The 25820-nt window shown below is 42.0% G+C and carries 18 protein-coding genes, 4 pseudogenes and 1 riboswitch; of the genes and pseudogenes, 10 read left to right on the top strand and 12 right to left on the bottom strand.

Annotation, left to right across the window (positions count from 1 at the left end):
* Positions 1-76: 76 nt before the first annotated feature.
* Positions 77-538: a hypothetical protein gene (locus tag N1I86_RS06460; protein WP_341095545.1), complete on the top strand. Its 462-nt coding sequence runs from the start codon at positions 77-79 to the stop codon at positions 536-538.
* Between the two features lie 100 nt (positions 539-638).
* Here the strand turns inward: N1I86_RS06460 and N1I86_RS06465 are convergent, their stop codons facing one another.
* The 6 genes and pseudogenes from N1I86_RS06465 to N1I86_RS06490 form a co-directional block, all read right to left on the bottom strand.
* The gene (locus tag N1I86_RS06465; RefSeq protein ID WP_341095547.1) at positions 639-1610 is read right to left on the bottom strand and encodes a carbohydrate kinase family protein; all 972 of its coding nucleotides are present in this window, start codon (positions 1608-1610) and stop codon (positions 639-641) included.
* 16 nt (positions 1611-1626) lie between these two features.
* Entirely contained in the window at positions 1627-3099 is a 1473-nt protein-coding gene (locus N1I86_RS06470; RefSeq protein ID WP_341095549.1) for a glycoside hydrolase family 32 protein, read from the bottom strand.
* Between the two features lie 85 nt (positions 3100-3184).
* A pseudogene (locus N1I86_RS06475) lies at positions 3185-3655 on the bottom strand (PTS transporter subunit EIIC); the annotation flags it as partial.
* A 159-nt stretch (positions 3656-3814) separates the two neighbouring features.
* Complete coding sequence (locus N1I86_RS06480) at positions 3815-4984, bottom strand: IS256 family transposase (RefSeq protein ID WP_341095507.1); 1170 nt, start codon at positions 4982-4984, stop codon at positions 3815-3817.
* A gap of 91 nt (positions 4985-5075) precedes the next feature.
* Positions 5076-6053 (bottom strand): annotated as a pseudogene (locus N1I86_RS06485) (PTS transporter subunit EIIC); the annotation flags it as partial.
* A 120-nt stretch (positions 6054-6173) separates the two neighbouring features.
* Entirely contained in the window at positions 6174-7172 is a 999-nt protein-coding gene (locus tag N1I86_RS06490) for a LacI family DNA-binding transcriptional regulator (protein WP_341095551.1), read from the bottom strand.
* Positions 7173-7604: 432 nt separating this feature from the next.
* Between N1I86_RS06490 and N1I86_RS06495 the strand changes: the two are divergent.
* Positions 7605-7822: pseudogene (locus N1I86_RS06495) on the top strand (IS256 family transposase); the annotation flags it as partial.
* Positions 7823-7975: 153 nt separating this feature from the next.
* On the opposite strand, the gene rlmD reads toward N1I86_RS06495, so the two are convergent.
* Both rlmD and N1I86_RS06505 read right to left on the bottom strand, forming a co-directional pair.
* Positions 7976-9364, bottom strand: a complete 1389-nt coding sequence (gene rlmD / locus N1I86_RS06500) for a 23S rRNA (uracil(1939)-C(5))-methyltransferase RlmD (RefSeq protein ID WP_341095552.1) — start codon at positions 9362-9364, stop codon at positions 7976-7978.
* A 158-nt stretch (positions 9365-9522) separates the two neighbouring features.
* A complete protein-coding gene (locus tag N1I86_RS06505; RefSeq protein ID WP_003354134.1) occupies positions 9523-10437 on the bottom strand; it encodes a diacylglycerol kinase in 915 nt (304 codons plus the stop codon).
* 783 nt (positions 10438-11220) lie between these two features.
* Here N1I86_RS06505 and N1I86_RS06510 point away from each other — a divergent pair.
* Complete coding sequence (locus N1I86_RS06510) at positions 11221-11664, top strand: hypothetical protein (protein ID WP_040341334.1); 444 nt, start codon at positions 11221-11223, stop codon at positions 11662-11664.
* 94 nt (positions 11665-11758) lie between these two features.
* Here N1I86_RS06510 and N1I86_RS06515 read toward each other — a convergent pair whose 3' ends face one another.
* Positions 11759-12322 carry a thioredoxin family protein gene (locus N1I86_RS06515; RefSeq protein ID WP_341095557.1) on the bottom strand — a complete coding sequence of 188 codons (564 nt, stop codon included), beginning with the start codon at positions 12320-12322 and terminating at the stop codon, positions 11759-11761.
* A gap of 407 nt (positions 12323-12729) precedes the next feature.
* Between N1I86_RS06515 and argC the strand changes: the two genes are divergently transcribed.
* The 6 genes from argC to N1I86_RS06545 all read left to right on the top strand — a co-directional run bounded on the left by argC (position 12730) and on the right by N1I86_RS06545 (position 20787).
* On the top strand, positions 12730-13767 hold the full coding sequence (argC, locus tag N1I86_RS06520; protein WP_327804642.1) for an N-acetyl-gamma-glutamyl-phosphate reductase: 1038 nt from the start codon (positions 12730-12732) through the stop codon (positions 13765-13767).
* A gap of 22 nt (positions 13768-13789) precedes the next feature.
* A complete protein-coding gene (gene argJ / locus N1I86_RS06525) occupies positions 13790-15022 on the top strand; it encodes a bifunctional glutamate N-acetyltransferase/amino-acid acetyltransferase ArgJ (RefSeq protein ID WP_003354128.1) in 1233 nt (410 codons plus the stop codon).
* A gap of 27 nt (positions 15023-15049) precedes the next feature.
* Entirely contained in the window at positions 15050-15820 is a 771-nt protein-coding gene (gene argB / locus N1I86_RS06530; protein ID WP_341095559.1) for an acetylglutamate kinase, read from the top strand.
* Positions 15817-16956 (top strand): acetylornithine transaminase, encoded by a 1140-nt coding sequence (locus N1I86_RS06535; RefSeq protein WP_327797149.1) that lies wholly within the window; start codon positions 15817-15819, stop codon positions 16954-16956. Before argB ends, N1I86_RS06535 begins: the two co-directional genes overlap by 4 nt.
* Before the next feature lie 192 nt (positions 16957-17148).
* Positions 17149-17337, top strand: a riboswitch (cobalamin riboswitch).
* Positions 17338-17470: 133 nt separating this feature from the next.
* Positions 17471-19714 carry a ribonucleoside-diphosphate reductase subunit alpha gene (locus tag N1I86_RS06540; protein ID WP_003354125.1) on the top strand — a complete coding sequence of 748 codons (2244 nt, stop codon included), beginning with the start codon at positions 17471-17473 and terminating at the stop codon, positions 19712-19714.
* A 26-nt stretch (positions 19715-19740) separates the two neighbouring features.
* Positions 19741-20787, top strand: a complete 1047-nt coding sequence (locus N1I86_RS06545) for a ribonucleotide-diphosphate reductase subunit beta (protein WP_003354124.1) — start codon at positions 19741-19743, stop codon at positions 20785-20787.
* 186 nt (positions 20788-20973) lie between these two features.
* On the opposite strand, the gene N1I86_RS06550 is transcribed toward N1I86_RS06545, so the two are convergent.
* From N1I86_RS06550 to N1I86_RS06560, 3 genes and pseudogenes are all read right to left on the bottom strand, one after another.
* On the bottom strand, positions 20974-22305 hold the full coding sequence (locus N1I86_RS06550; RefSeq protein WP_003354357.1) for an IS4 family transposase: 1332 nt from the start codon (positions 22303-22305) through the stop codon (positions 20974-20976).
* A 255-nt stretch (positions 22306-22560) separates the two neighbouring features.
* The gene (locus N1I86_RS06555) at positions 22561-23892 is read right to left on the bottom strand and encodes an IS4 family transposase (protein WP_003354357.1); all 1332 of its coding nucleotides are present in this window, start codon (positions 23890-23892) and stop codon (positions 22561-22563) included.
* 153 nt (positions 23893-24045) lie between these two features.
* A pseudogene (locus N1I86_RS06560) lies at positions 24046-24693 on the bottom strand (group II intron maturase-specific domain-containing protein); the annotation flags it as partial.
* Positions 24694-24769: 76 nt separating this feature from the next.
* Between N1I86_RS06560 and N1I86_RS06565 the strand changes: the two are divergent.
* Positions 24770-25815, top strand: a protein-coding gene (locus N1I86_RS06565) for an IS630-like element ISBs2 family transposase (RefSeq protein ID WP_076611651.1) whose coding sequence is annotated in 2 segments (ribosomal slippage) — positions 24770-25273 and positions 25276-25815 — 1044 coding nt in all. Because the reading frame shifts where the segments join, the coding sequence is not laid out codon by codon here.
* Positions 25816-25820 lie beyond the last annotated feature (5 nt).

Raw genomic sequence — 25820 nt, forward strand, 5'->3', positions numbered from 1 at the left:
AAATTCTGCTAGTTCTCTAAACAAACTGAATAAAGAACTAGAACAGATTGAAAACCGCTTGTTGGAAATCCAGCAATTGCAAGACAAATATATGGAAGCTTTTGAAAAGAATACACTCCCGATAGATATCCTACAAGAAAGATTACAAAAGGTTTCCAATGAAAAAAGAGAATTAGAACAGAAGAAAAATGAGATTACATTACATTTGAGTTCTTCTGACTCAAAAGTTATTCAACCGGAGCTTATTGAATTGTTACTTGAAAAGCTATTCGTTTATAAGCAGACATCAAGAGAAAATCAAAAACAATTACTTCAGTTATTGATCGATAAAATTACAATTAAACAAACAGGAAAATCAAGAACCATTAAAAACATTGAACTTGAATTCGATTTTACAGAAGTCAACATTCTAAAACCTTTGTACTTATCCACATGTTGTATCGTGAAGCGGATAATGAAACTGATTATCCACAGCCAATACCCGCTTCCGACAATAAAATTCCACCTTATCTTCAACAATTTTTGCCTCTATTTATGATACGGTTCACCGTAACGAATCTAAATGTGCGTTTCCTTCCAATTTGGTCCCTAGTATTTAAAAAAACTGAGTAAGGTAATCATTAATGACGGTGAATCAATTATGAATGTTGGAGAAAACAATTAATTTCGTCTTTTGTTGGAATGGATGGAATAGCTCCTTTTCCTGATGTCGTAAGGGCACCGCTTGCATTGGCAAAAGATGGCACTTCTTGATGATGCTCTCGCAGAATTTTTTCAAGTGTTTCTTGTCTTACCCCTTTTTCTAACAATTGATACAAGAAACCACCTATAAAGGCATCTCCCGCGCCAGTGGTATCTTGTACTTCTACACGATATCCGGGTGATTGATAGACTTCACCTTTCAAATATAATTCTACTCCCTCGGCACCTTTAGTATAAATAATTGCTCGAACATCCCCGGTAAATAAAGATTGAATGGCTTCATTTATATTGGAAATGCCTGTTATGAATTCAAGTTCTTCCTCTGAAATTTTTAATATATGTGCCATTGGAACAAATTCCAAAATTGTTTTTCTACATGTTTCCGGGTTATTCCAAAGAGGAATTCGTACATTAGGATCAAAGCTGATAATACTTCCTTTTTCTTTTGCTAAATGAATCGCTTTTATATGTGCCTTCTTCATCGGACTTTCAACTAAATCTACAGAACAAAAGTGGAGAATATCTCCGTCTTCAAACCAACCGTCCTCAATCTCCTTTTCACTAAGAAGAAGGTCTGCCGAAGGATTGCGGTAGAAAGAAAAATCACGCTCACCATCATGGCGTAATGATACAAAAGCTAGACCTGTGTTTGCTTCATTTGTTCGTTTAACTGTTTCTGTATTCACGCCTGCTTGTTGTAATTGTTCCAAAAGAAAATCACCAAAAGCATCCATACCTAATTTGGTAATCATATATGCCTTGCCGCCAAACCGCGCAACGGCTACAGCAACATTGGCAGGAGCACCTCCAGGAAGACGTTCAAACCCCACTACATCCTTTAGTGCTCTGCCCTTTTGAAGTGGAATGAAATCTATTAATACTTCCCCGATCGAATAGAAATTTCTCATCCTTTTCACCTATCCCTTACTCAAAATCCCATTTGGTAGCATGAAGTAATACTTTTCCACCCTCAGCAAAAAATCGAATTCCTTTACTGTCTTCTTGTGGAAAAATCCGGCTCGTAAAAACTTCTTCTCCATCGTTAATAAAAATCTCGACAGAAGAAGTGTCCACAAAAAGGTGAAACTTCACTTTAGCTGCATCCAAAAAACATTTTCGGACCGTCCCATATTCCTCTGCTACTGGTTGACCAGAAAATGTTCGATCTAAAATAACCTTTTTCTGAATACTATCATACTTAATGATCGTTTTCTCGCAATCTCCGACCCTAAACTCAACACCAAATTCTTTCGCATCAAAATTCTCAAAATCACAAATCATTTCAAATGTTGTTCCAATAAACCCGTTGTACATTTTTTTTTCTTGATCAATAACATCTTGTATTTCATATTGTTGCTTGCGAAGCAGTTCAAGCTCTTTTACCGGCTTTTGAATGAGTTTGTTATCACTGATGGTTAACTCCCTTGGCAGGGTTAAACAATGGGCCCATCCGCTTTTATCAGTTGGATACTCAATTTCCGGCATTCCCATCCAGCCTATCAAAATTCGACGGCCGTTTCCATCCACCATTGTTTGAGGAGCATAAAAGTCAAATCCCCTATCAATCTCTTGAAAAGGAGCATGCGACAGTGATAATCGCTCAACATCCAGCTTTTCTCCGATAATATAACCAGATTGATAAAGGTTTTGATAGTGATCTTCATATGGTTCAATGCCTTGAGGTGAAAAAATCAAAACACCATAACCTTGAAGTTCAAAGTAATCAGGGCATTCCCACATATAGCCAAAAGCCTCCAGATTCGTTTTTATCTCTCCTTCAAATTTCCAATTTATTAAATCATTTGAGCTATATAACACGACACACCCTGTTTTATTTTCCCTTTGCGCACCGATAACAGTAAAAAACGTTTTTCCTTCTTTCCAGACTTTAGGATCACGAAAATGATTTGTATATCCATTCGGAATGTGATGAATAACTGGTTCTTTTCGTTTTTCTATCTTCCCTGTTTGATCCATAATAGCAAGACATTGATAAGAATGCCTTATCCAATTTCTATCTCTTGAGTTTCCGGTATAAAGTAAATACAATTTCCCTTCATGTTCAATAGCACTACCCGAATAACAGCCATGGCTATCATACTCGTTTGTTGGCGCAATTCCAATCCCAACATTTTCCCAATGAACTAGATTCTTTGATTTCGTATGATACCAATACTTCAAGCCATGTACAGGCCCAAGCGGAAACCACTGATAAAACAAGTGATACTCCCCGTTAAAATAAGAAAATCCATTTGGATCATTAAGTAGTCCTGTTTCAGGTTGTATATGAAAGGTTTGGCGCCATTTGCAGCCCTTTACTTTTGCACGCAATTCCGAAAGTTCTTCCGCACTCGCTTCCTCTATTCGACGGTAGCGTTGTTCTGTTGTCCATATCATGTTCTTTAAACTCCTTTAATAACGAAAGGAGAACATTTGATTCCCCTTTCCTTCTATTGTCTTTATAGTACCTTCTTTTCAACATCTACTGCTCTTTTTTTGATTCTCGTATTGCTAAAACAAGAGTCGCTGAAAATGAAGTAACAAAAGAAATGACTAATCCAATTACAAAATAAAGAATGGAAGAAGGCTTCATCGAAATAATACCTAGAATACCAGCAGCACCAAGTGCAATGGCCTTAACCTTAAAAAATGTAATAAATGCGGAAGCGACTCCAGCACCAATAATTGCACCGATAAATGGATATTTTAACTTTAAGTTAACTCCGAACATAGCAGGTTCAGTAATCCCTAATAGAGCAGAAATTCCGGAAGCTGATCCAATACCTTTTAACTTTTTATCCTTTGTAATAAAGAAAACAGCAAGGGTTGCAGCACCTTGAGCTACGTTTGACATTGACGCGATTGGAAATATAAATGTTCCGCCTGTTTTCGCTATGTCCGCTAACAATTGGGTTTCAATTGCAATAAAACTTTGGTGCATACCAGTAATAACGGTACCGTCAAGAATTTTGTGTAATGTAAATGGGGTAGGGTTTCTCTGAAATGGATTTGAATTGATAGGGGACTGATTTTCTCCACACAAGAGACTGAATATTCAGTCTCTTGTGTGGAAAGGGAGAATCCCCTTATTTTGTTTATTTACAATATTTGGTTAACAATAACGTTCTTCAAACATTCGTTGAAGAGCTTCATGCGCTTCGGCAAATCCTCGTAACTTTCTTCCTGCCCATTTCTCGTTAAAATCTTGAATCGTCAAATACACGATTTTTTCAGCGGCTTCTAAACTACTCAAACTGTTCATCGGCTTTAGACGTTTCCGAATCTCTTTGATCGTTCGTTCAATGGCATTGGTCGTGTAAATCACACTTCGAATACTGCTTGGATAATCCATAAATGTAAGGAGGACATCCAACTCATTGGCCCAAGATTGAACTTCTCTTGGATATTTGCTGGACCATTTCGACTCAAACTGTTGAAACATTTGTAACGCCATCTCCTTATTCGGCGCACGATAAATCAGCTTGAGATCCTCGGCCACTTCGAATTGGTCTTTTTTCCGAACACGATTTAGGGTGTTGCGGACTTTGTGAACGACACAGCGCTGCACATCGGCTTTCGGATAAACAGCCTTAAAGGCTTCCTCTAGCCCCGGAAGGCCATCAAATACGCCCAGAAGCACTTCCTGTACGCCTCTTTGGTAGAGGTGTTGAAGAATTTCCTGCCATACATAGGCGCTTTCTTGTCCTCCCACAAAGAAATCAAGAATTTCGCGATATCCTTCTTCGTTCACCCCTAACACCACATAAACCACTTCTTTCTCCACGGTATCGCGACGAAGTTTTACATACAAGCCGTCTAAATATAAGACAGAATAACGTTTGTGCAGGGGACGTTTGTGCCATTTCTCAATGTCTTCTTTCACGATATCGGTCATACGACTGATCGTTGAAGGAGAATAGGCCTTGCCTAAAATTCGTTCAATAAACTTGCCAATTTCACGCGTACTCATACCACTTTGATACATCTTGATGATGGCTTCCTCGAGCCAGCCCGTATGGCGTTGGTAAGGAGCGAACAATTGGGTTTGAAATTCTCCGTTTCGGTCTCTAGGGACCAAAAGACCTTCAATCCGGCCATATTGCGTATCTAGATTTCGTTGATAGTAGCCGTTTCTCATATTCGATGTTCCGGCCTGCTCTATTTCGAGGAAATTCTTGATTTCTTCCCGCATGATCAGTTCTAATTTTTCCTTTACAAACTGACGAATGACACTTTCCAGTTGATTTGCCCAGTCGACATTCGGTATACTTCTTTTAGACATAGGTAGGGTTCTCCTTTCTCTGGAATGTTTTTCGTCCAATCAGAGAATACCCTACCTTTTTTCTTTTGTTCTAGCAAAATGCTTTACACAAACTTTTATACATCATCGTAATAACAATTGGAGCATAAAATAATCCAAAAATTCCACCGCCAATAAAGCCTGTTGAGCTATATAACCAAACAATCCCATCAGTGAAAAGATTCCCAGCAGTACGAGTTAATGGACCTACAAAAGTAAAGGTCAGTACTGCTGTTACTAGAATCGATAGCAATGGTGTTAATAGATTATCAAGTGCAGATGGAATCATCTTTCTTAAGAAAATTTCAATTTTTGCTAAAATAAAAGATGAGACAAGAACAGGTAAAACCGTTCCTTGATAACCGACTTTTTCTATCGTAAACCCAAGGATATGCCACTCCGGTACCTTATGGGCTAATGATGCGGCTCCATATTCATTGGCATTTAACAAGTCCGGGTGAACCATAATCATTCCGAGGACTGCTCCAAGAAATGGATTCCCACCAAATCGTTTTGTAGCCGAAAAGCTGATCAAAACTGGCAAGAAAACAAACGCAGCATTTGCAAATGTATTGATCATGGCTGCTAAATCTGCAATTCCAGGGTTTGCATCAATTAATGATTTGCCATGTATAAATAAATCTTTTGCTGTTAATAAGTTGTTTAGCCCCATTAATAAACCACCTGCTACGATCGCTGGAATAATGGGGACGAAAATATCAGAAAGCAGTTTAACAAGACGGAGAAGCGGGTTTTGTTTTTTTACTCCAGCGCTTTTTACTTGACTTGTAGACATTTCGTTAATTCCTATAAGTTTAATAAATGGTTTATAGACCTCATTTACAATACCAGAACCTAAAATAATTTGAAATTGCCCAGCTGTTGAAAAGGTTCCTTTAACAAGATCCAAACGATCTAATGCAGCTTTGTCAATTTTATTTTCATCATGCAGTACTATACGGAGTCGTGTTGCGCAGTGTGTTGCCGCTGAAACATTCTCTTTTCCCCCAATTGCCTGTAAAATAGCTTCCGCACTTTCCTTATAGTCCATGTTTATTCTCCTTTCATTATAAGTTCGATTGGTATCGGTTCCAATACAATGAAAAAGACGGAACCGGTTCCATTCACTGCAAGAATAAAACGATTCCGAATGGAATCGGTTTCATTTTGATTATAAATCACGATTTATTAAATTGTCAACGCTCTCTCTCTCAATGATTTTATACTTTGACAAAATTAAAGGAGCAATTTTTTCTCCATTTAAAAGCTTTACCATACTTTGTGCTGCCATTTCTCCAGCTTCTTTATAATAAAATTTAGCTGTCGTTAAAGCAGGATGAATAATTTCTGTGACATCATACCCGCCAAAACCTGTTACGGACAAGTCAGACGGTATTTTAATCCCTTTTAAATGGGCAGCCTTAATCGCGCCAAGGGCAATATTGTCTGTTGCACATACCAATATCGTAGGATTAAATTCATCCAGAATCGAAGAAACTTTTTGAATGGCTTCATCCATTTTAAAACTTGTTTCATAAAATTTTATTTCGCAACCTTCAACCTCTTGAACTGCTCGCTTAAATCCTTCTTTTCGCTTTACTCCTACTGCAACGTCCTTTTCAGTTACTCCCAGAAAAGCTATTTTTCGATGCCCTTTTGATAATATATACCTTCCTAAGTCATACGCTGCTTCAAAATCATTATGAATGACACTGTACACATTTTTATGTTGTTGCCCAACAAGTAACACCGGTATTTGCAACTGATTAAAAGTATTTAAATGTGTATCCGTAATTTGTGTGGCTAAGAGGATAATTCCAGCCACTTTTTGCCTAGCCATACTATGGATATTTTCAATTTCACGTTTTAGATTTTGACTTGTATTGGATATTAACATTTGATAATTCAATTTTCTAAGTTGTTCATCAATACCAATCAATGTTTGTGATGTCGCATAAGAATCAAGACGAGGGACAATGGTCCCAATGATGTTTGGCTTTTTTGCTTTTAAACTTCGGGCAAATGTATTTGGAATATAGCCAGTCTCTTTAATCACATGTTCAATCTTTTTTTTTGTTGCTTCACTAACAGAGCCGCCATTAAGATATCTTGATACTGTACTTTTGGCTACACCAGAAAGCTTCGCAATATCGGAAATTGTTTTAATCATTTATGAAGCCCCCATTTTCAGTACAATTTTATAGAAAAAATTTTTAACTTTATATTCTAAGTATAAATTGATTTTTTTATAAAAAAAGTTGATTTTGTTTATGTAAATGGCATTCAGATGTTTCATCAGTAGACGGAGAAGTCATAACATAGTTTCAACTAACATGCAGTTAGTCAAAAAACACGGAATAGGGCTTGAAACGGAGAAGGATTTACCTCATTTATCAAAGATGGTCAAACAGTGAAAAAAGGACTAAAACACTTATGGACTTATTAAGAATGTTAAATTAAAATCAGTAGGGATTATGAACATTAACGAGAATGGATGAGATGATGTATAAAAATTTTATGGCAAGCATTTAGTTAGACCAAAAGAAAAAAGTAAGTTATTCTCTGATTTGAGCAATCATTTAGAGAAAGGAGTACCCTACCTATATCTAAAAGGATATCGAATATTGATTGGATGAATCAACTGGAAAACGCTATTCGTGAGTTTGTAAAGGAAAATTAGAGCGGATCATGAAGAAGAAATCCAGACTTTCCTCGAAATGGAACAAAAGGGAACGTCGAATAGGAGAAACGTCTATTACTCTCAAAAACTAGACAAAGCAGTATGGTCGTATGGAAGATCTTTCTGTCCCAAGAGATCGGAAGGAAAAAAACAAGGTCATACGTTAGAACAAGATGTCGATTGGTCGAAATATCCCAAAAAAGTGGTGATTGCGACCGGTTATACAGCTGGAAAAGAAATAAAGCAGATGAGAGCCGAAAATCTTTTAAAGATTGATTTCCGGCTCCTTCTGCTTAATTCCCCCTCAACACTATCTGCGCCACTGCTTCCACATGCCCTGTCTGCGGGAACATGTCGACGGGTTGGACTTTGGTTGTTTTGTATCCGCCGTCTTCGAGGATGCGGAGGTCGCGGGCGAGTGTGGCGGGGTTGCAGGAGACGTAGACGACTTTTTTTGGTTTCATTTGCAGGATGGTGTCCAATAGAGCCGGGTCGCATCCTTTGCGAGGAGGATCGACGACTAGAACGTCGGCTTTGACTCCTCTTTTGTACCATTCCGGTATGACTTCTTCCGCTTTTCCGGCCGCAAATTCGGCATTGGTGATGCCGTTGAGTTCAGCATTTTTCTTCGCATCCTCAATCGCTTCGGGGACGATTTCGACGCCGTACACTTTTTTCGCTTTTTTGGCTAGAAACAACGAAATGGTGCCGATGCCGCAATAAGCGTCGATGACCGTTTCATCGCCTTTTAATTCGGCATATTCCAAAGCCTTGTCATACAATACTTTCGTTTGTTCAGGGTTCACTTGGTAAAAGGACTTGGCCGAAATGGCAAATTGAACGTCGCCGATCGAGTCATAAATAACATCCCGTCCCCATAAAACGATCGTTTCGTCGCCGAGAATGACATTCGTCCGCTTGCTGTTGACGTTTTGAATAATCGAACGGATCCCGGGCACACGTGCTTTGATTTCTTGTACGATCTTCTTTTTATGCGGCAAGTCTTTTGTCCGTGTAATCAAGACGACCATGATCTCACCGCTCGTCCGGCCATAGCGGACCATAATATGACGGAGTATGCCTTTATGCTGTTTCTCATCGTAAGGACGAATGCGATAGCGGGCGCAAATGTCTTTTACGACTTGAATCGTTTCGTCGGTTTGCTTTTGCTGAATGATGCAAGCGTCCATTTCCATGATCTCGTGGCTGCGTTTTTTGTAAAAACCGGCAATGAGCTTGCCGTTTCTTTGACCGACCGGCACTTGCGCCTTGTTGCGGTAATGCCACGGTGTTTCCATTCCTAATGCCGGAAGGACTTCCGCATCCGTTATTTTTCCGATTCGCACGAGGCAATCTTGCACATGCTTTTCTTTTATTTTCAATTGCCCCTCATAGCTTACATGCTGAAGCTGGCAGCCGCCGCATTCATGGTAAAGCGGGCACGGAGGATTCATGCGTTCCGGGCTTTCTTCATAAATGTCGAGGATTTTGCCAAAACCGTAGCTTTTATTGATTTTGGTTACTTGAATCATTCCCTTTTCTCCTTGCAGAGCTCCGGGAACAAACAACGGATAGCTGTCTACCTTGGCCACTCCTTGCCCTTCATGCGTGACATCATCGAAGACAACCTCGATCTTTTCATTTAATTGAACCGGTGCTTGTACTTTCGCCAAACCTATCACCTTCTTTGGTATCTCCTATAAAATCAGTAGCTCAATTTCCCATTCGCAATATCCGATTAGATTTGTGCACATAACAAAAGGGCGGACTTTGCTTCCTAAGCCTGCCCCAATATCTAAAAATGGATTCGCATTTTTAAATGAGATTCTTTTCGCCAACCTCAATCCACTCGATCTTGCGGACGAACTTTTTCAATGGGTACAAATACGTCCAAGTGGCGATAAAGATTTTCAAATTCAGCCGGTGCTTCTCCGCCCAGTTCTCCATCCAAGTTAATCAATACTTTTTCAGAGGAACGAACTTTTACCCGGTTGGCCGTTGTATAAATGACGTGATCATCGGATAAATGTTCTCCGCGCAGCGCCAGCGTGGCAATTCGCAAAAATTCGGCTAAATTCGTTTTCTTTAAAATTAAAAGAGTAAAGAGACCGTCATTGATGGACGCATCGGGAGCCAGTTTTTCGAAGCCGCCGACTGAGTTGGTCAGGGCAATTAAAAACAGCATGGCTTCGCCTTCAAACAATTTTCCATCATATTCAATCGTCAATTCCGTCGCCTTTATCGACGGAAGCATTTCAATTCCTTTGATATAATAAGCAAGCTGGCCCATCATCGTCTTTAGTTTGCTGGGCACTTCATATGTCAGTTCTGTCAGCCGGCCCCCGCCGGCAATATTAATAAAATAGCGGTCATTCATCCGTCCGATATCAACCGGAAGCGTATCGCCTTTCACAATGATATCGACGGCTTTTTCAATATCACGCGGTATTTGAAGAGCTCTGGCAAAGTCATTGGTCGTTCCCATGGGAATAACTCCAAGTTTTGGCCGATATTCCTGCTCTGCTAACCCGTTTACGACTTCATTGAGTGTCCCGTCTCCTCCTGCGGCCACCACAATGTCATAACGTCGTTCCACCGCGATTTTGGCAGCTCTGATCGCATCGCCTTCACCGGTGGTCGCATGAGCGGATGTTTCATAACCGGCATTTTCCAACTTCTGCAAGACTTGCGGCAAATGTTTTTTAAACAATTCGCGTCCTGATGTCGGATTATAAATAATTCTCGCTCTTTTCATAACTCCCCATCCTAATCTGTTAAAGTCGTATGTGTTTGCATTTACCCTCTAACATCATAGCCTATCAGGACGAAGGAATCAATTTTGTACCCCCCTTCATTTACACCCCCATCCCTTTCAACTGGCAGCTCTAAGTGCAAATGCTTATCCACTTTCTTCAAACATCGAAGGATTCTTTGGAAACGTTTCACTTCCTCTTGGCAACGCAAAAAATTCTTCTCACAAAAATAGATTTTCTTTAACATATGCCCGCACTCGCTCATCCTTTCATCTCTCTCTGCATAAACTGCCTGTATATCTTTTCATTCAAACCATTTGTTTGAGCTGCATATCCAATACGGGGCACTGCGGACAAAAATAAAAGGATAAACGAGTTGGGGCACAAAAAATGCGATGCCAAAAAGGGCGTTCGCCTAACATTCAGGAAAAACAGCTAAGACAGGACAACAGGAGTGACAAATAAATCTCTTCCTATTTTCCGTTGGATCAAACAAACGATGGATTCTACAGAAAACATGTGATGGATTGAAAGGGTTGCATTGGGGACAAAAAAAGGGATGATTCCAAAACAGATGCCTACATAAGCCCGGCTATCTTACCGTTCACTCTCTTTCTATTCCTTCATTGATTGAAGGAAGAATAATAGAGCCTAATGTTCAGCATGGCACGGATTTCTTCTTTTTTACAAAAATGTTACACATTCTGTGACGATCAATGGTATTATGGTGAAGGGTTCTACTTTCTTTGCTCGGGGAAACCTTTCCGTTGAAAGGAGTTTCATATATGAAGAAACGAGCCAAGCGGATCGTTTTGCCTATTTACTTGCTGTTGTTTTCGCTTCTCTTATTTGGACATACGCAAAGCGATCGAGCCAGCAACGAAAGTCCGGAAACTACTATGCTTTCTTTAATAGAAAAAAAAGATCAAAATTCCGTTTACGTCGATTTTAAAAAAGACTTACATATGCATTTCGACCACGTCTTTCTTTTCCCGCCTTATACGGTTGAAAAAGAACAGAAAAAGGTGCTCGGCCAGGAATGGAAAAAGATCCAAAATATTGGTATAGCAAACCGGGACGATATTAATTTATTAATATTTGTCCAAAACGGGAAAATTTCCAATACCATTCTTTTGCCGCGCGAATACAAAATAAAAATGCCCCGTCCCATGAATAAAGACTACGAAATTCCATCGGCCGTCGTGATCGAAAAAAATGCTGACAAGTGACGGGTGATTCAAAAGCCAAAGAAATCCCTTTCATGTATCGGCATGGTCAAGAAAACAGAACCCTTAGCTCTCTTACCGGTCCTTTTTTTCTGCTTTAAAACAATCGTTCAGCCAACCTTGTTTTCAGGCTGTCAAAGACTTCATACCAATATTCTTCAGTTTCCAAATAGCTGTTTTTTAATTGTTGGTGCATTTCTTCATGCTTTTTCTCAAAGTCTGGATGATCCATTGGCGGAAGCGCCGAACGTTTTTCGATCACAAGCTGCTGAATTTCTGACGCTCTAGGTCCCCAAACAGCTTCCTCTTCTCCATCTTGGTTCAAAAAAATGAAAATGGGGATCGACCTTGTTGTGCCGTTTGTTAAATATTGATCCATCAGTTCAAGATTTTCATCCCGATACAAAAAGCGTACGTCCATCTCTGCGGCTTCCGCCAACTTTAACAAGATCGGAACATTCAACATCGAATCACCGCACCAGTCTTCCGTCAACACAATCACGCGCAGTTTTTTTTCTTTTAAACCATTAATAAAATCCTCTTCCTCTTCCGGAATGGTAAATTGGTTGTATATGAAAAGCAGGTTTTCTTTGTTGACGTCCATCTGTTTGACATATTGCTCTGCTGTAATGCCTTTTTCAAACCATTTCTCTAAATTCATCGACACTCCTCCGTTTCTTCCCTAACTGGAAACATGAATGATGCACATTGACTTTTCCTTTATTTTACCATAACTTCAAGCGATACTCATAAGTTTCTCTTGTGAAGAAGATGGAATAATCTGAATATTTTATCAAAATGATTAATAAATATACAATCATATCCGTAAAACAAGTCATAAGGTGAAATAAGCGTCGGCCGTGCAATCAAGCAAAAAATACGTCTTAAACAGAAAAGATTGGAGTATTAGCTGATTAAATGAACCGAAATTTTATTTTTGTCATGCGCCTGATTTTTCTCATCCAAGAAAAAAACAGTTGATTTATGCTTCATACAATTCTATAATTATAAAAAATTACTTATAATTATGAGATTTTATAAATAAAAATACAATTCAGGAGGTTTCTGATGAAAGCTGCCGTTGTCGGTGCTTCCGGCTATGGAGGAGCCGAGTTGATACGCTTATTAATCCATCATCCTCATTTGAAATTGAATAAAATGTATTCTTCAAGCAAAGACCACGTTCCGATTTCTGCAGAATATCCGCATTTATCTGATATATGTGATCTAGAGCTTACGAAATTAGATCCTGACCAGATCGCAGAAGAAGCAGACGTTGTCTTTTTAGCTGTTCCTTCGGGAGCATCAGCAAAACTGGTCCCCGAACTATTGAAGAATGATGTAAAAATAGTCGATTTATCGGGCGATTTGCGCTTGAAAAATCCTGAAGATTATAAAAATTGGTATAAGAAAACACCGGCGGATTCTTTCTATTTGGAACAAGCGGTGTACGGATTGACCGAATGGAACCGAGAAGCCATCAAAAAGGCGAAACTTTTATCCAATCCGGGCTGTTATCCGACCGCCACACTGCTGGGGCTTGCTCCCGTCGTCAAAGAACATTGGATTGATGTGCAGCAAATTATTGTTGACGCGAAATCCGGCGTCTCCGGCGCGGGCAGAGGGCTTTCCTTGAACGTTCATTTCGCGGAAATGAATGAAAACTTCCGTATTTATAAAGTCAATGCTCATCAACACATACCTGAAATCGAACAGCAGCTCGAACTTTGGAACAAGGCTAGTGGACCTATCACCTTTTCAACCCATTTGCTGCCGATTACAAGAGGCATTATGGCCACGATATACGCTCCATTAGCCAAAGAAGCGACATCCGAACAAGTATATGAATTGTACAAAGAAACATACAAGAACGAAAGGTTTGTCCGCGTTCGTCCTCTTGGTACGTTCCCAAGTGTGAAAGAAACAGCTGGTTCCAACTTTTGTGACATCGGGGTCGCCGTGGATGAACGAACGAACCGACTCACCATCGTCTCGGTTATTGACAATTTAATGAAAGGAGCCGCGGGTCAAGCGGTTCAAAATGCAAATTTGATGTTTGGATTTGACGAAACAAGCGGATTGAAAGGCTTTCCTTTATACCCGTGAAAATGAACAGGAGGAGTTTTACATGCAAGCATTGAAAAAACCGTACGATATCCATCAGCTGGAAAACGGATCTATCATCTCCCCGAAAGGGTTCGCCGCTGACGGAGTACATGCCGGGCTGCGTTATGCCAAAAAAGACCTCGGTATTATCTTTAGCGAAGTGCCTGCCCAATCTGCAGCTGTCTACACAACGAACGTGTTTCAAGCTGCTCCGTTAAAGGTTACTCAGGAAAGCCTTGCCCAGGAACATAAACTGCAAGCCGTTCTCGTCAACAGCGCCTGCGCTAACGCATGCACCGGAAACAGAGGGCTGTTGGATGCCTATCAAACGCGAGAATGGGTAGCCAAAAAATTCGGCATTCCCGATCATTATGTGGCCGTAGCGTCCACCGGCGTCATTGGGGAATATTTAGAAATGGAAAAAATGAAAAAAGGAATTCAGATGTTGAAACCGGCTGCCTCTAAACAGCATTCGAATTCGTTTGAAACGTCTATTTTGACGACGGATCTTGTCACAAAAAGCTGCGGGGTCGAAACGACCATTGACGGAAAAAAAGTCACGATCGGAGGCGCGGCAAAAGGATCGGGCATGATCAAGCCGAACATGGCCACCATGCTCGCTTTTGTCACGACTGATGCCGCTGTTGAAGACGGATATGTGAAGCAGGCGCTGAAAGAAATTACGGATGATACTTTTAACCAAATTACCGTAGACGGCGATACCTCCACCAATGATATGGTTCTTGTCTTAGCCAACGGACTGGCAGGCAATAACCCGCTTTCCCCAAAACATCCGGAATGGCAGAAGTTTTTAGCCGCATTCAAAATGGTATGCGAAGATTTGGCGAAAAAAATTGCCCGCGATGGCGAAGGAGCAACAAAACTGGTGGAAGTCAACGTCGAAGGAGCAGCCAATGACGAAGAAGCCAGAAAGATCGCCAAAACGGTAGTTGGGTCCAGTTTGGTGAAAACCGCCGTCTATGGCAACGATGCGAACTGGGGAAGAGTGGTTTGCGCTGTCGGCTATAGTGAAGCCACCGTTCTTCCGGATCAGATAGACATTGCAATCGGTCCTTATTGGATACTGAAAAATAGCGAAGTTCAAGCCTACAGCGAAGAAGCCGTCACGGAGTATTTAAAAAATGAAACGGTTGTGATCCAGATCCGTCTGAATGTCGGAAACGGGACAGGAACAGCCTGGGGCTGCGATTTAACTTATGATTACGTGAAGATTAATGCCAGTTATCGAACATAACGAAAGGTATGACAAAGGGGGATCCCAATGAAAACGGCAGTAGTGAAATGCGGCGGAAGTGTGGTGGACCATTTATCAGAAGATTTTTTTCAAAGCATGAAAGAAATGGAAAAAGACGGCTACCGCCTTGTATTCGTGCACGGCGGCGGTCCGGAAATCAGCGCCATGCTCGACCTGTTCAAGATCAAATCTGAATTTAAAAACGGTTTAAGAATAACCGACGAAAAAGTGCTGGAAACAGCCGAGCTGGTGCTTTCAGGCAAGACCAATCGAAAATTGGTCCACCTGCTGCAGCAGCACGGCTTCCAAGCGATCGGCTTAAATTCGAGCGACGCTTACTTGCTTGAGGCGGATTATATCAATCGTGAAGAGTACGGACTAGTTGGAGATGTAACAAACGTCAAGGCCGATTTTCTGTCCAGCCTCACCGAACAAGGACTTTTGCCTGTTTTAACGCCGATTGCTTCCGGTCCGGATGGCCGGATTTTAAATGTCAATGCCGATCATGCGGCTTGTGCGGTGGCTGCGGCTCTCAACGCGGACCATTTTTTAATGGTGACGGACGTCGATGGGGTCTACCAAACCGGCCGATTGATCGACCGTTTGACAGAAGAAAAAGCCCATCAACTTATGGAAAGCGGAGTCATTACAGGAGGAATGATTCCAAAAGTCCAATCGGCATTAAAAGCGGCTTCCCAAAATACGGGCCATGTGCATATTGTATCAGGGAAAAAGCGTTTTTATAAAAGCGGCCATTGGCATGGAACACAATTTGCAAAAGAGAAGGTGACAATATGAGTTACTTATTTCCCACATACGCTCGCTGGGAAGTGCAGCCCGTAAAAGCGAAAGGATCGCGGCTGACAGATCAAAACGGCGATGAGTATCTCGATTTTACAGCCGGTATCGGAGTGACCAATCTCGGACATGTACCATCCACTGTTAAAGAAGAGGTAATCGACCAGCTCAACCTGTTTTGGCACACTTCCAATCTGTTTCAAAGCAAACTTCAAGAAGAAACCGCCAAGCTTTTAGCGGAAGCATCCGGTCTTGATCTTGTATTCTTTTGCAACAGCGGAGCGGAAGCAAACGAAGCGGCGATCAAATTAGCCAGAAAGGCAACCGGCCGCTCGAAAATCATCACGTTCTTACATTCGTTTCACGGTCGGACTTTTGCCGGAATGGCCGCAACCGGACAGGAAAAAGTCAAAGTCGGCTTTGGCCCGATGCTGGAAACATTTGAATACGTTCCTTTCAACGATATCGAAGCTTTAAAAGCAGCGCTTGATGAAAACACGGCGGCGGTGATGACCGAAATTATCCAAGGAGAAGGTGGCATAAATCCGGCCACGCCGGAATTTTTACAGTCATTGGAAACGTTGTGCCATGAAAACGGAACTCTCCTCATCATCGATGAAATTCAAACCGGCATCGGTCGGACGGGTAAACCGTTTGCTTTTCAACATTATGGCCTGCATCCCGACATTGTCTCGGTCGCAAAAGGAATCGCCAGCGGACTGCCTTTAGGTGCCATCATCGGCAAAAAAGAACTAGGCCAAGCCTTTTCTCCGGGCTCTCACGGTTCCACTTTTGGGGGCAATCCGGTTTCTGTCCGGGCCGCAAAAGCCACATTGGAAATTATCTTCCAAAACGATTTTCTAAATGAAGTAGAGAGAAAAGGAGCTTATTTCCAAAACTCGTTGAAAACGAAATTATCCGATGCAAAAGTAGTTAAATCTATTAGAGGAAAAGGGTTAATGATCGGTATAGAGCTTACAGATAATGCAGAACCTTTCCTCGTTCAAGCAAGAAAAGAAAAACTGCTGATTTTAACAGCCGGATCTCATGTCCTCCGCCTCCTTCCTCCATTAACGGTCTCAGATTCAGAAATCGAAAAAGCCGTCAACATCTTGTCAAAAGTTCTGGGATCGTAAATGAATATTCCACATCATTCTCCCCTTGTCTCTTTGAAAATGACAGGGGGATTTCTTTTTTGCACTTCTTCACTCAAGGTTCTCTTCTTTCTTTATCACTATCGATAAAGCGTTCTGCCCTCTTGACAATTCTTTGCGCAAAGTTTATCATCACAATATATAGATCGACAACTCCATACGATTTCAATATATTGTTTCGCTGCAAGCGATGGTGTCGTTGGACTTAAAAGGGAATCCGGTGAAATTCCGGAGCTGTCCCCGCAACTGTAAGTGAGACGAACGGGAATACCACTGTATCAGTTTGCTGTTCGGTGCTGATATGGGAAGGTCCCTAGTAGGATGACCACAAGCCAGGAGACCTGCCATCCTTGTCAAGTTTCAATTCTCCGGGGATTTGGGAAGATGAAACGATAGTGAAAAAAGGTTACCTCTGCCTTTTTTGTCTATCGTTTGATCCGCTCATATTTCCGGGCGGATTTTTTTTGTTCTTTCAAACGATAAGGAGGACCAAACCATGATCTCAACCAATTCAAAAGAACAAGTTTTTCAGCTTTTATTTGAAAAACTATCTCACCAATATCCACAGCTTGATTTTTCGATATTATCCTTAAAAGCCAAACAGATGGCGGAGCAAAAACCGTGGCTTTCGACCAAAGCGTTAACCGAGGAATTGATTTTGGAATGTCTCGGTTTTATCTCTGTAGAAGAACCTGATTGGACGTTTGTAGCCGCCAAGCTGTTTGCCGGACTATTGTATACAGAAGCAGCAGCCAACAGAGGCTATGATCCGGGCGAGACAGGCTACGGGCCTTTTTATCCGTTGATTCAACATTTGACGGAGATTGGAATTTACGACTCTGTTCTGCTTGAAACCTACACCAAACAAGAAATAGAAGAGTTGGAATCTATTATTGATCCGAAAAAAGACGAGCTATTTACATACATCGGGCTGCGTACATTAAATGACCGGTATTTAGCAAAAGATTATGAAAAAAGAACGATGGAATTGCCGCAAGAACGTTGGATGATCATCGCCATGACGTTGATGCAAAAAGAACCGAAAGAAAAACGTCTAACGCTTGTGAAAGAAGCCTACTGGGCGTTAAGCAATCTCTATATGACGGTAGCCACTCCGACTTTGGCCAACGCCGGCAAAAAATACGGTCAATTATCCAGCTGCTTTATCGATACAGTAGACGACAGCCTTCAAGGTATTTACGACAGCAACACCGATGCGGCCAATTTATCGAAACATGGCGGCGGAATCGGTTTGTATCTTGGAAAAATCCGCAGCCGCGGCAGCGCCATTCGCGGCCATCAAGGCGCTTCATCAGGAGTTATTCCATGGATGAAACAATTGAACAATACCGCTGTCAGCGTCGATCAGCTCGGACAACGCAAAGGAGCGATTGCCGTCTATCTGGACGTTTGGCATAAAGATATTTTTGCATTTCTAGACGCGAAACTGAATAACGGCGACGAACGGTTCCGTACCCATGATATCTTCACGGGCGTGTGCATACCCGATCTCTTTATGGAAGCCGTCGAAAACCGGGATGATTGGTATTTGTTTGATCCTCATGAGGTCAGAACCGTCATGGGCTTCTCATTGGAAGATTATTATGACGAAGAAAAAGGCCGGGGAAGCTTCCGTGAAAAATATCAAGAATGTGTCAACCATCCACAGCTTTCCAAAGAAAAAGTGCCTGCGATTGAAATTATGAAATCCATTATGAGAAGCCAGCTCGAAACGGGAACGCCGTTTATGTTCTACCGTGATGAGGCCAATCGCATGAATCCGAACAAGCATAAAGGAATGATCTACGCCACAAATTTGTGCACCGAGATTGCCCAAAATATGAGCCCGACCGTCATGACCCAACAATATATCCAAGACGGCCGCATTCATGTGGAGAAAGTTCCGGGAGATTTTGTCGTTTGTAATTTGTCGTCCATCCATTTAGCAAGGGCCGTTCAAGATGGATGCTTGGAACGTCTCATCCGAATTCAAGTCCGAATGCTCGACAATGTGATCGACATCAACCATCTTCCTGTTTTGCAGGCTCAAATCACGAACCAAAAATATCGAGCCGTTGGATTAGGCACGTTCGGCTGGCATCATTTGCTCGCTTTGAAACATATCCGCTGGGAAAGTGATGAAGCCGTTCAATACGCGGATGAATTATATGAAACTATCGCTTACTATGCCATTCAAGCCAGCATGGAATTAGCGAAAGAAAAAGGAGCCTATCCTTACTTTGAAGGCTCCGATTGGGAAAGCGGACGCTATTTTGAAGTACGCGGCTATCTGAAAGATGAAAAATGGAAACAGCTGGCCCGCAGCATTCAAGAACACGGAATTCGAAACGGCTATTTAATGGCGATCGCTCCGAATTCATCCACCTCCTTGATAGCCGGAAGCACACCGAGCATTGATCCGGTTTTCCAAAAATTTTATGCCGAAGAAAAGAAAGATTACAAGATACCGGTGACAGCGCCCGACTTGAACGCCGACACGACATGGTATTATAAATCAGCCTATCTTCTCGACCAACATTGGAGCATCCGTCAAAACGCCGTTCGTCAGCGCCATATTGATCAATCGATTTCCTTTAACATGTACGTACAAAACACGATTAAAGCGAAACAGCTGCTGGATCTTCATTTGCAAGCATGGAAATCCGGACTGAAATCTACGTATTATTTGCGGTCCACTTCGTCGGAAATCATGGAAGAATGCGAATCGTGCTCAAGCTGACATTGGATTTCAAGGAGGATATGAAAATGGAAAGATTAAAAAAGAGAGAACTAATCAATCGTGAAGCTCCCAACCGTTCGACGAAAATTGTCAACGGTGAAAGCTCCAATATTTTAAACTGGGATGATGTCCGCTTTTCTTGGGCTTATCCGAAGTATAAAAGAATGCTGGCTAATTTTTGGACGCCATTTGAAATCAATATGTCCCAAGACATTAAACAATTTCCTGAGCTGCCTCCTGCTGAACAGGACAGCTTTTTGAAAATCATCGGCCTTCTTGCTTTGCTTGACAGCATCCAAACCGATTATGCCGGAAAAGTGGCCGATTACTTGACCGATTCCAGCTTAAACGCGCTGATGATTATATTGGCTCAGCAGGAAGTGATTCATAATCATTCTTATTCTTATATATTATCCAGCCTCGTTCCGAAACAAAAACAAGATGAAGTTTTTGAGTTTTGGCGGACCGAGCCTACTTTGCAGCGGAGAAATGAGTTTGTCACCGATGGGTATAAACATTTCGTGGAACAGCCTACCGTGGAGCACTTATTGAAATCCTGCGTGTTTGACGTCATTTTGGAAGGACTGTTCTTTTATTCAGGGTTCGCTTTCTTCTACCATCTCGCTCGCCATCAAAAAATGGTCGCGACAAGCACGATGATTAATTACATTAACCGGGACGAACAAATTCATGTCGATTTGTTTGTGAAAATCTTTAAAGAAGTATTAAAAGAATATCCGGAATATGATAATGAAGAAATGGAACACTTTGTGAAAGAAACTTTTAAACAAGCGGCAGAACTCGAGATTGATTGGGCACGAGAAGTGATCGGCAATAAAATAAATGGCATTTTCATTGAAGATGTAGAAGCCTATGTCAAGTTTTATTCCAACTTCCGCGTCAAACAGCTTGGATACCCGGATTCAAAACCGTTTCCGGGCTATCAAACCAACCCGCTTCCGTGGATTAAAGCGTATGAAGAAGTAGACTTAGGAAAATCGGATTTCTTTGAACAAAAGTCGCGTCAATATACAAAAGTCAATGTGATTGACAACGGATTCGATGAATTATAAACGCCTCAAGCTTAATCGAGTAGGAGGGGGTGATTAACCATACCCGTCAAGTTAGCGGTATAAAATTTTTTAGGATGATACGCATGTTCGAAAAATCAATCAAAGGATGAAGAGAAAACCAAATGCTGGGCATGCCAAATAACCCTCAAGAAGAGGGTTATTTGGCATTTATATCCATGACCCACACTACCATATCCCCAATTTCTTTAAAAGATCCGATACCGTTTCCTCTCCTTTCCTTCGGTCTTTCCTCGCGTGTTTCCTTAACAGAGACAGGAGAGATGGAAGGGCGGTTTCCATCGCTTGGGGATGCAAAAGAAACCGATGCCAATACGATTGGAGGATATTAAGCGCTTTCCATTCACTGATCTCGATTCCCTCCCGTTGATGCCAATACCTTCGGGCTTGGAACAGAAGAGTCTGCGTGACTAAAATGGCAATCAATGTCCCATATAAGTGGCATTCGAATCGTTCCTTCTTCATCTTTTTGACACGGTCAAGATCAAATAAGGATTTCCAGCCCTTAAATAACAGCTCCACTTGCCAGCGCAGCGAATACAGCTCATAAACTTGTTGCGCATCAAACGATTCTTGTGGTAAATTGGTCAGTAAGATGTGATATTTCTTTTGTTCAAGGGTTTGGCGTGACAGCGCCTTCCCTTTCTTTTTTTCCTTTTTCCGCACGTACGCCAGCCGTTTTTCCCATTCTTCCGCCGTGAGACGGCGAAAAATCAGACGCGGAACATACAGGCGTTGGTGTCCGATATACACGTGTTCCACTTCCACGGCTTCCCCCTCGCCCAATCGATTTCCTATCGATTCCCAATCCCATTCGTGCCACTCCCCGTCCTGCTTGATATAGACTTTGATATCGGAACGCAACCGGGTAATATAATAAGCACCTCGAGCATCAATCTCCGCCAGCGTGGCGAGTGAAAAAAACCCCAGATCCCGAATGCAAAGGTCATTCGGTAAAATCGTGTGCTGGGTATGATAAGCAAAACGGGCATCGGAATCATTGGCCTGTTGGACGCACAGCTGAAGACAGGTTCCCGATAACAGCTCATACTCAAATTGGATTTTGGCGCCAGATGAAACCGAACCTTGATAGTCCTCACCATAGTCGGTCGGAAGTAAAAAACTGGTAGAGTCTAAGATCCGCAGACGGGTGAAACAAGCGCGATACGTTTCGGTGATGGAAGAGAGTGCCGGACGTTGATGCATCAGGAGAGTAAAAAAGACCTCTTTTAAAAACGCCACGGCACGAGGCGTAAACCGCTGATTCAGTCCTTCATTCGAGAGAGAGCAATCATGCCAGAGCGCCAAATCGGCACACAACCGCTGAAGCGACTGACAGGCGAGCGATCCGTCTCCCCAAGCACATAGCGTCAGAAAGGCTTCCGCTGTTAATGAACGCTGCCGCTGAATGAATCCGACTTTCCGTGCCAGACGAGTCAGTTCTTCATAGGAGAAGAGTTGACGAATCGTTTTTATCCATGCCTTCATCTTTTTTGCCATCAAAAAATAATCCTTTCCAACGATGATTTTCGTTAGAAAGGATACCATGTTTTTGGCGCTGAAAAAAGATCAAATTCTTAACTTGATGGCTATGGGGTGATTAACCCCATACCCGTCAAGTTAGCGGTATAAAATTTTTTAGGATGATACGCATGTTCGAAAAATCAATCAAAGGATGAAGAGAAAACCAAATGCTGGGCATGCCAAATAACCCTCAAGAAGAGGGTTATTTGGCATTTATATCCATGACCCACACTACCATATCCCCAATTTCTTTAAAAGATCCGATACCGTTTCCTCTCCTTTCCTTCGGTCTTTCCTCGCGTGTTTCCTTAACAGAGACAGGAGAGATGGAAGGGCGGTTTCCATCGCTTGGGGATGCAAAAGAAACCGATGCCAATACGATTGGAGGATATTAAGCGCTTTCCATTCACTGATCTCGATTCCCTCCCGTTGATGCCAATACCTTCGGGCTTGGAACAGAAGAGTCTGCGTGACTAAAATGGCAATCAATGTCCCATATAAGTGGCATTCGAATCGTTCCTTCTTCATCTTTTTGACACGGTCAAGATCAAATAAGGATTTCCAGCCCTTAAATAACAGCTCCACTTGCCAGCGCAGCGAATACAGCTCATAAACTTGTTGCGCATCAAACGATTCTTGTGGTAAATTGGTCAGTAAGATGTGATATTTCTTTTGTTCAAGGGTTTGGCGTGACAGCGCCTTCCCTTTCTTTTTTTCCTTTTTCCGCACGTACGCCAGCCGTTTTTCCCATTCTTCCGCCGTGAGACGGCGAAAAATCAGACGCGGAACATACAGGCGTTGGTGTCCGATATACACGTGTTCCACTTCCACGGCTTCCCCCTCGCCCAATCGATTTCCTATCGATTCCCAATCCCATTCGTGCCACTCCCCGTCCTGCTTGATATAGACTTTGATATCGGAACGCAACCGGGTAATATAATAAGCACCTCGAGCATCAATCTCCGCCAGCGTGGCGAGTGAAAAAAACCCCAGATCCCGAATGCAAAGGTCATTCGGTAAAATCGTGTGCTGGGTATGATAAGCAAAACGGGCATCGGAATCATTGGCCTGTTGGACGCACAGCTGAAGACAGGTTCCCGATAACAGCTCATACTCAAATTGGATTTTGGCGCCAGATGAAACCGAACCTTGATAGTCCTCACCATAGTCGGTCGGAAGTAAAAAACTGGTAGAGTCTAAGATCCGCAGACGGGTGAAACAAGCGCGATACGTTTCGGTGATGGAAGAGAGTGCCGGACGTTGATGCATCAGGAGAGTAAAAAAGACCTCTTTTAAAAACGCCACGGCACGAGGCGTAAACCGCTGATTCAGTCCTTCATTCGAGAGAGAGCAATCATGCCAGAGCGCCAAATCGGCACACAACCGCTGAAGCGACTGACAGGCGAGCGATCCGTCTCCCCAAGCACATAGCGTCAGAAAGGCTTCCGCTGTTAATGAACGCTGCCGCTGAATGAATCCGACTTTCCGTGCCAGACGAGTCAGTTCTTCATAGGAGAAGAGTTGACGAATCGTTTTTATCCATGCCTTCATCTTTTTTGCCATCAAAAAATAATCCTTTCCAACGATGATTTTCGTTAGAAAGGATACCATGTTTTTGGCGCTGAAAAAAGATCAAATTCTTAACTTGATGGCTATGGTGATTAACCCCCGTCCTCTCACACCACCGTACGTACGGTTCCGTATACGGCGGTTCAATCAAGATAAATGACGCAAGAATTCATAACGTTTCTGTAGACTTTTAAGCCCTTGGTTACTCCAATAGGAGTTTCCAAGGGTTCTGTGTAATATGGGACTTTTTGAGATTCGCCAATAACCTTTACGACTGTTCCCCCATTCATAAGCTTTCCATTCAGGAACTCCTAGTTTTATGAGGTTGCGTATCCTGGTCTTTGAGGTCTTCCAGTTTTTCCATAAACACATCCGGAGTCTTCGTCGAATCCAGCCATCCAAATCTTCAAAGATACTCTTTGTGTCTGCTAATGCAAAATATCCACACCATCCAAGTAGATATTGGTTAAGTTTCTTAATCCGATATTCCATTGGGTATGGTATTTTTCTTGACGTGATTTCTCGCACCTTTTTCTTCATTCGTTTTAGACTTTGCTTGGCAATCCGAACTTTTGGCTCTTTTGAAGGTGTAAAACTAAATCCTAGAAACTTTCGTTTCCATGGTCGGTCAACCGCAGATTTCTTCTCGTTGACTTTTAGACGAAGTTTTCCCTCAATAAATCGTTTGACACTAGCCATGGTTCTTTCACCAGCCCGTTTTGACTTCACGTAAATATTACAGTCATCGGCATAACGAACAAATTTATGCCCTCTTTTCTCTAATTCTTTGTCTATATAAATTGAAATAAAGGTTTTCTCCCGTTCCACGGCGAATAAATACAAAGAGAAAATAGGGGAACGGAGAGAAAATATGATGCCAAATCACAAAGACGAGATCGAAAAGTTGTCCACTGCCATGAAAGAAGCAAAAAGTAAACGAGCATATGAACGCTACCAAGCGATTTATCTTCATTTGCAGGGATATACCAAAGGAGAAATCGCAACGATTATTGGTCGATCCAAGAAAACTATTTATAACTATATTCATGCCTACGCCCAGCGCGGTCTTGATGGACTGGAGATGAAATACTCACCTGGCGCCCCACGTCGATTGACCCCTGAGCAGGAAAAAGAGCTGGCTTTGATCATTGAACATCAGCTCCCCGTAGATGTGGGATTCGAAGCAAAATATAATTGGACGCTTGCGATAATCGCTGAACTCATTCAACAAAAGTGGGGGCCAACATACACGCTTCGCGGAACAAGTGACATTCTGCATCGGTTAGGGCTAAGCTATACGAAACCGACCTATACACTAGCCAATGCCGATGAAGAGAAACAAAAAGAATTCGTCGAAATCACCTTCCCTGAAGTAAAAAAAAACTGGTAGATGGGAACATCGCCCATGTCCTCTTTCAAGATGAGTCGATGATTCGTGATTACCAAGCGATTCAAAAAACATGGTTTGTCAAAGGAAAACAACGAATCATTCCGACGTTTGGAAAACATCAAGGGCTGAAGCTGATTGGCACGTTGAACTACGAAACAGGGGAAGTGTTTTGCATCGAAGAAGAATGCTATGACGCGGAAACATTTCTTCGATTTCTTCAACTTGTGTTAGAACGCTATCCCACAGGCAAAATAGTGATGATTTTAGATAACGCTCGAATTCACCATGCCAAACTCATTCAGCCATTTTTAAAAGAACACGAAGATCGGTTAGAGCTCGTCTTTTTGCCACCATACAGTCCGCAATTGAACTTGATTGAAGGGCTATGGAAATGGCTGAAATCAGACGTGATTTACAACGTGTTCTATTCGAGTGTGCAAGAAATTAGAAAGAATGTCCAAGCCTTTATTCAGCGAATCAACCAGAAACCAGAACAAACGATCGATCGTTTGTGTGTTCAGTTGTAAATCTT

The sequence above is a fragment of the Bacillus sp. FSL W8-0116 genome (genome assembly GCF_038003825.1).
GTDB classification, from domain to species: Bacteria; Bacillota; Bacilli; order Bacillales; family DSM-4216; genus Bacillus_O; species Bacillus_O smithii.

Excerpts from the sequence above, each read along its gene's own strand:
- N1I86_RS06465 (WP_341095547.1), bottom strand. The coding sequence starts at position 1,610 with ATGAGAAATTTCTATTCGATCGGGGAAGTATTAATAGATTTCATTCCA.
- N1I86_RS06470 (WP_341095549.1), bottom strand. The coding sequence starts at position 3,099 with ATGATATGGACAACAGAACAACGCTACCGTCGAATAGAGGAAGCGAGT.
- N1I86_RS06480 (WP_341095507.1), bottom strand. The coding sequence starts at position 4,984 with ATGTCTAAAAGAAGTATACCGAATGTCGACTGGGCAAATCAACTGGAA.
- N1I86_RS06490 (WP_341095551.1), bottom strand. The coding sequence starts at position 7,172 with ATGATTAAAACAATTTCCGATATTGCGAAGCTTTCTGGTGTAGCCAAA.
- N1I86_RS06505 (WP_003354134.1), bottom strand. The coding sequence starts at position 10,437 with ATGAAAAGAGCGAGAATTATTTATAATCCGACATCAGGACGCGAATTG.
- N1I86_RS06510 (WP_040341334.1), top strand. The coding sequence starts at position 11,221 with ATGAAGAAACGAGCCAAGCGGATCGTTTTGCCTATTTACTTGCTGTTG.
- N1I86_RS06515 (WP_341095557.1), bottom strand. The coding sequence starts at position 12,322 with ATGAATTTAGAGAAATGGTTTGAAAAAGGCATTACAGCAGAGCAATAT.
- argC (WP_327804642.1), top strand. The coding sequence starts at position 12,730 with ATGAAAGCTGCCGTTGTCGGTGCTTCCGGCTATGGAGGAGCCGAGTTG.
- argJ (WP_003354128.1), top strand. The coding sequence starts at position 13,790 with ATGCAAGCATTGAAAAAACCGTACGATATCCATCAGCTGGAAAACGGA.
- argB (WP_341095559.1), top strand. The coding sequence starts at position 15,050 with ATGAAAACGGCAGTAGTGAAATGCGGCGGAAGTGTGGTGGACCATTTA.
- N1I86_RS06535 (WP_327797149.1), top strand. The coding sequence starts at position 15,817 with ATGAGTTACTTATTTCCCACATACGCTCGCTGGGAAGTGCAGCCCGTA.
- N1I86_RS06540 (WP_003354125.1), top strand. The coding sequence starts at position 17,471 with ATGATCTCAACCAATTCAAAAGAACAAGTTTTTCAGCTTTTATTTGAA.
- N1I86_RS06545 (WP_003354124.1), top strand. The coding sequence starts at position 19,741 with ATGGAAAGATTAAAAAAGAGAGAACTAATCAATCGTGAAGCTCCCAAC.
- N1I86_RS06550 (WP_003354357.1), bottom strand. The coding sequence starts at position 22,305 with ATGGCAAAAAAGATGAAGGCATGGATAAAAACGATTCGTCAACTCTTC.
- N1I86_RS06555 (WP_003354357.1), bottom strand. The coding sequence starts at position 23,892 with ATGGCAAAAAAGATGAAGGCATGGATAAAAACGATTCGTCAACTCTTC.